Genomic DNA, 6,401 nt, shown 5'->3' on the forward strand with positions numbered 1-6,401 from the left:
CCGATACCGTCTCCGTGCCCGACGCGTCGTCGGCGTCAGATGACGAGTTCGAGACCTTCGCCGCGGACCCCTTCCGCCGGTTGACGACCCGTCGAGTGTGGGCGCGCACCAGATCGGTGCGTTCCCGCATGGCGACCAGCAAGGGCGTGGCGAAGAAGATCGACGAATAGGTGCCGACGATCACGCCGACCAACTGCACCAGCGCGAGGTCCTGGAGCGTGCCGACGCCGAGCAACCACACCGCGATGACGATCAGCGCCACGATGGGCAGCACCGAGATCAGGCTGGTGTTGATGGACCGCATGAAGGTCTGGTTGATGGCCAGGTTGGCCTGCTCGGCGAACGTCCTGCGGGTGGTGTGCTCGAAGCCGTGAATGTTCTCCTCGACCTTGTCGAACACGATGACCGTGTCGTACAGCGAGAAGCCGAGAATGGTCAACAACCCGATCACCGTGGCTGGGGTGACCTCGAAGCCGACCAGCGAGTAGATGCCCGCGGTGGTCACGATGTCGAATATCAGGGCGGCGAGTGCGGCGGCCGCCATGTACCGCTCGTAGCGGATGGCAATGTAGACCGCGACGAGTGCCAGGAACACCACCAGCGCGATGACTGCCTTCTGGGTGATCTGGCCACCCCAGGTCTCCGATACGTCGGAGCTGCTGACTTCATCCATGCTCGGCTGACCGTTCGCGCCCTTGGGCTGGAACGCATCGAACATGGCCGAGCGGAGCTTGTCGTTGTCCGGATTGCTCAGCTTCTCGGACCGGATCTGGATGGTCGCCGACCCGCCGTTGCCGACCTGAACCACCGACTCGGGCGCCTTGCCAAGGGTCTTGCTGAAGACGTCTTCGACCTGCTGGGTGGTCACCTGCCCATGGGCTCCGGCCGCAGGCATCGCGACCTTGGTGCCGCCCTCGAAGTCGATGCCGAAGGTGAAGCCGCGCAACAGGATGCTGGCGAGCGCGATGACGACGATCGCACCGCTGATGCCGAACCAGAGCTTGCGCTTGCCGACGACGTCGAAGGCGCCGGTGCCGGTGTAGAGCCGGACGAAGAAACCGTGCTTCGGTGCCTTGGAGTCGGAGGCGCCCAGTTCCTCGGCGGTTGACGTGGTGTCGACTTCGATTGCGTCCACTGCGTCCGAGACGTCGTCGGTCGCGTCCTTGGAATCGTGCTTGGCCATGTCGCTACCTCCCTCCCACTGACGTCGCGGCGGCCCGTCGTTCGCGGGCGATCTGCTGCACTGCGCCGAGGCCGTTGAACGCCGGCTTGGACAACAGCGTCGACTTGGACGACAAGTACACCAGCGGCCACGTGACCAGGAACACCACGACCACGTCGAGAACCGTGGTCAGTCCGAGGGTGAACGCGAAGCCCTTGACCTGCCCGATGGCCAGCACGTAGAGCACCACCGAGGCCAGCAGCGTGACCGCGTTGCCGGACAGGATCGTCTTGCGCGCCCGTGCCCAGCCTCGCGGCACGGCCGACCGGTACGAGCGTCCCTCTCGGATCTCGTCCTTGATGCGTTCGAAGAACACCACGAACGAGTCGGCCGTGGTGCCGATGCCGATGATCAGACCTGCGATGCCTGCCAGGTCGAGTGTGTAACCGATGTATCTGCCGAGCAGCACCAGGATCGCGAACACCATCGCCCCGGACGCCACCAGCGACAGTGCCGTCAGCAGCCCGAGCACGCGGTAGTACAGCAGCGAGTAGAGCAGTACCAGCGCGAGGCCGACGCCGCCGGCGATCAATCCGGCTCGCAGCGATGTCAAACCCAAAGTGGCCGATACAGTTTCGGCTTCGGACGACTCGAACGACAACGGAAGGGAGCCGTACTTCAGCACGTTGGCCAGGTCACGGGCGGAGTCCTGGGTGAAGTTCCCGGTGATCTGCGTACGACCACCGGGAATCGCCTCGTTGATCGCAGGGGCACTGACGACCTGGGAGTCGAGCGTGAACGCCGTCTGCGTGCCGACGTTGGCGGCGGTGTAGTTCGCCCAGATGTCGGCGCCCTGACTCTTGAATTGCAGGTCGACGACGTACTCGCCGCGCTGCTGGTCCAAGCCCGAGGAGGCGCTCTCGATCTGCTCGCCACTGATGATCGACTTGTCGAGCAGGTAGACCTCCTTGTGATCCTGCGAGCAGGTCACCAGAGGCAGGTTCGGGTCGTCGTTACCGGCCAGCACGTCCTCGTCGTTGCAGCGGGTGGCCTGGAACTGCAGGGCCAGCAGCTGAATCTGTTGGTCGGCGCTCTGCCGGAGCGCCTTCTCGTCGGAGATGCGTTGCGCCAGGTCGCCTGGCTTGTTGGGAGCGGGCGAAGGGCCAGGCCCCGGTGCGGGCGCGGGTGCTTGCCCGGGTGCGGGCGCTGGTGCCTCCCCCGGTGCGGGAGCGGGCGTCGGCTCGGGCGTCGGCGCCGGCTCCTCGGGATAGGGCCGCGGTTGCGGCGCCGGCGGGGCCTCAGGAGCGGGAGCGGGAGCCTCGGCACCGGGAGCCGGCGCTCCAGGCGGCAGACCTGGCAATCCTGGTTCTCCAGGCGGCAGACCTGGCACACCTGGCGCTCCGGGCGGTGCACCCGGTGCTCCGGGGACTCCAGGAGCACCTGGCGGGGCGCCGGCAGGAGCTTGCCCGGCCGGTGGCTGCTGACCGGCGGCCGGGATGGCATGAATCACTGGCCGGATGTACAGCCGAGCCGTCTGCCCGAGGTTTCGAGCCTCGTTGCCATCATTGCCCGGGACCGTGATGACGAGGTTGTCGCCGTCGACGACCACTTCCGAGCCTGAGACGCCCAGACCGTCGACGCGGGAGCTGATGATCTCCTGCGCCTGGGCCAGCGATTCTCGACTCGGACGCGAACCGTCCGGGGTGCGCGCAGTGAGTGTCACCCGGGTGCCACCCTGCAGGTCGATGCCCAGCTTGGGTTTGACTTGCTTGTCCCCGGTCAGGAACACCAGCAGATATGCGCCGATGAGCAGAACCAGAAAGAGGGTCAGGTAGCGGTAGGGGTGCACCGGCGCCGAAGGCGATGCCACGTTCTTGGTTCTCCTCAGATCGGTACGTCAACCCGCAAAGAGTACGTGGTTGGGCTGAGTGCTCGGTCCTCAGTCTTAGGTGAGGCGGTCGGGGTCTGACTTGGCCTCGCTGCCGGCGGTGGGCCGGTCGAGTTCCAGGGCCGTCGACGCCTCGTTCGAGTCGTCGGCATCGTCGTCGTCGTAGTCCTCGTCGTCGAGGTCGTCGTCGGCATCGAGATCGTCCGAGACCTTTTCCTTGACGGCCAGCTTCAGCATGGTCAGGACGACTCCAGGCGCCACCTCGACGTCGACCTTCACGTCGGAGACACCGGTGATGGTGCCGAACATGCCGGCCGTGGTCATGATCTCGTCGCCGACGGCCAACGAGTCGTGCAGGTTGATGGTCACCTGCATGGCCTTCTTTTGGCGGCGCGACGCGAAGAACATGAACGCGCCCATGATGACGATTAGTGGGAGGAAAAGCGTCAGTTCGCCCATGGCAGGAAGCAGTCTTTCGTTTCGGTTGTGCGGTAATGGCGCCCGGACAGTGCGGTCACGCGGCGACCTCGTCTCCGACCAGTGTGCCATTACTGCAGCCAGCGACCGAGGGCCCCATCTGGGCGCCGTCGGCGTCAGCCTCACCAATTGCTCGTTTCGGCACGCCCGACGCTCGACTGCGGGTGACGCCTTCAACGACCGAAATCGTGGGAATCGACGGTAGTCGGTGCGCAATCCGGCGGTCACGGGGGCACATGCGGACGTTTCCGTTCGCTTCGGCCGCTGCAACGATTAGGCTGGCCCCGGCTCGGACGACGTACCGACGTCCCCTCCCCGGCACTGCCACCCTCTCGCAGGAGTCATGACGTGAACACCATTGAACAAAGCCGCCACCTCGCCACCGCCATTCCCGGCCCCAAGTCGGCCGCGCTGATCGAGCGGAAGAGCGCCGCGGTCGCGCGCGGAGTCGGCAACACCATGCAGGTCTACGCGGCGCGCGCAGGCGGCGGCATCGTCGAGGACGTCGACGGCAACCGTCTCATCGACCTTGGCGCAGGCATCGCGGTCACCACGATCGGCAACGCCTCGCCGCGCGTCGTGGAGGCGGTCGCCGCCCAGGCCGCCCTGTTCACCCACACCTGCTTCATGGTCACGCCCTACGAGGGGTACGTCGCGGTCGCCGAACACCTCAATCGACTGACACCGGTGAAGGGCGAGAAGCGTTCGGCACTGTTCAACTCCGGCTCCGAAGCCGTCGAGAACGCCATCAAGATCGCCCGCACCTACACCCGCAAGCAGGCAGTCGTCGCGTTCGATCACGCCTACCACGGCCGCACCAACCTGACGATGGCGCTGACGGCCAAGTCGATGCCCTACAAGCACGGCTTCGGGCCGTTCGCACCGGAGATCTACCGCGCTCCCCTGTCCTATCCGTACCGGGACGCCGAGTTCGGCAAGGAGCTCGCGACGGACGGCGAACTGGCCGCCAGGCGGGCACTGAGCGTCATCGACAAACAGGTCGGCGCCGACAACCTCGCGGCGATCATCATCGAACCGATTCAGGGCGAGGGCGGTTTCATCGTCCCCGCGGAGGGCTTCCTGCCCACGCTGCTCGACTGGTGCCGCAAGAACGGCGTCGTGTTCATCGCCGACGAGGTGCAGACCGGTTTTGCCCGCACCGGAGCCATGTTCGCCTGTGAGCACGAGGGCATCGACCCCGATCTCATCGTCACGGCCAAGGGCATCGCCGACGGTCTGCCACTCGCCGCCGTCACGGGCCGCGCCGAGATCATGGACGCCACGCACGTCGGCGGTCTCGGCGGCACCTACGGCGGCAACCCGATCGCGTGCGCCGCGGCGCTGGCCACGATCGAGACCATCGAGTCCGACGGGATGGTGGAACGGGCCCGCGAGATCGAGACGTTCATGAAGGAGCGGCTGGGCCGGCTGCAGGCAGACGACGACCGCATCGGCGACGTGCGCGGTCGCGGCGCGATGATCGCCGTCGAGCTGGTCAAGTCCGGCACCACCGAACCCGATGCCGACCTGACGAAGGCACTGTGCGCCGGTGCGCACGCGGCGGGAGTGATCGTATTGTCTTGCGGCACATACGGAAATGTTCTGCGATTCCTTCCGCCGCTGACCATAGGCGACGAACTCCTCGACGAAGGGCTCGACGTCCTCGCGCTGGTGCTCAAGGACCTCTGAGCATGACGACCGTGCGGAACTTCATCGGCGGCGAGCTGGTCGACTCGGTCAGTGGCGCGACCATGCCGTTGGTCGATCCGAGCACCGGCGAGAAGTACGGCACCGCCCCGGTGTCGAATGAACAGGACATCGACAACGCCTACGCCGCGGCAGCGAAGGCGTTCAAGGACTGGAAGCGCACCACGCCTGCGGTACGGCAGAAGGCGCTTCTCGACTTCGCCGACGAGGTGGAGAGGGCCGCCAACGACCTGGTCGCCGCCGAGGGCCGCAACACGGGCAAGCCCAACCACGTCACGAAGGCCGAAGAGATCCCTCCGATGATCGACCAGATCCGGTTCTTCGCCGGTGCGGCAAGGGTTCTCGAAGGCAAGTCGGCCGGTGAGTACATGGAGAACCACACGTCCTGGATTCGCCGCGAGCCGGTCGGCGTCATCGGTCAGGTCGCGCCGTGGAACTACCCCATGATGATGGCGATCTGGAAGTTCTGCCCCGCCCTCGCGGCAGGCAATGCTGTCGTCATCAAGCCCAGCGACACCACGCCGGTGACCACCGTCATGCTGGCCGAGCTCGCGGCCAAGCACTTTCCCCCCGGCGTGCTCAACGTCGTCACCGGCGACCGGGTCACCGGCGCAGGCGTCATCGCCCATCCGACTCCGCAGATGGTGTCGATCACCGGATCGGTGGCGGCGGGACGGGCCGTCGCCGTGAGTGCGGGTGGACACCTCAAGCGGACCCATCTCGAGCTGGGCGGCAAGGCCCCGGTCATCGTCTTCGGCGACGCCGACGTCGCCGCCGCTGCTGAGGGCATCGCCACTGCCGGATACTTCAACGCCGGGCAGGACTGCACCGCGGCCACCCGGGTTCTCGCGCACGAGTCGGTGGCCGAGGAGCTGACGGCCGCGCTGGCCGAGCAGGCCAGGGGCGCACAGACGACGTTCGGCAAGTCAGCCGACGACGAGGACGCCTGGGTGCCGCCGGTCAACAACGTCAACCAGATGGAGCGGGTGCTGGGCTTCTTCGACGACGTGCCCGACCATGCCACGGTCGCTACGGGCGGAAAACGCCAGGGCGACACCGGTTTCTACGTGGAACCGACGGTCGTCGGTGGCCTGCGACAGGATGACCGGCTCATCCAAAGCGAGGTGTTCGGACCGGTCATCACCGTGCAGTCGTTCACCGAGGAGG

General features: G+C 66.4%; 5 protein-coding genes. 2 read left to right on the top strand and 3 right to left on the bottom strand.

What is annotated here, in order from left to right:
• The 3 genes from secF to yajC all read right to left on the bottom strand — a co-directional run.
• On the bottom strand, positions 1–1,183 hold a 1,183-nt coding region (gene secF / locus ACRDUX_RS00520), incomplete at its 3' end, for a protein translocase subunit SecF (protein WP_526409981.1).
• 4 nt (positions 1,184–1,187) lie between these two features.
• A complete protein-coding gene (secD, locus tag ACRDUX_RS00525) occupies positions 1,188–3,032 on the bottom strand; it encodes a protein translocase subunit SecD (RefSeq protein ID WP_526409983.1) in 1,845 nt (614 codons plus the stop codon).
• Positions 3,033–3,107: 75 nt separating this feature from the next.
• A complete protein-coding gene (gene yajC / locus ACRDUX_RS00530) occupies positions 3,108–3,509 on the bottom strand; it encodes a preprotein translocase subunit YajC (protein WP_526409985.1) in 402 nt (133 codons plus the stop codon).
• Between the two features lie 366 nt (positions 3,510–3,875).
• Here yajC and gabT point away from each other — a divergent pair, with 366 nt between their 5' ends.
• Both gabT and ACRDUX_RS00540 read left to right on the top strand, forming a co-directional pair.
• A complete protein-coding gene (gabT, locus tag ACRDUX_RS00535; protein WP_526409987.1) occupies positions 3,876–5,216 on the top strand; it encodes a 4-aminobutyrate--2-oxoglutarate transaminase in 1,341 nt (446 codons plus the stop codon).
• A gap of 2 nt (positions 5,217–5,218) precedes the next feature.
• The coding region (locus ACRDUX_RS00540) for an aldehyde dehydrogenase family protein (protein WP_526409989.1) at positions 5,219–6,401 on the top strand (1,183 nt) is incomplete at its 3' end.

The sequence above is a fragment of the Mycobacterium sp. genome (assembly GCF_050701675.1).
GTDB lineage: Bacteria > Actinomycetota > Actinomycetes > Mycobacteriales > Mycobacteriaceae > Mycobacterium.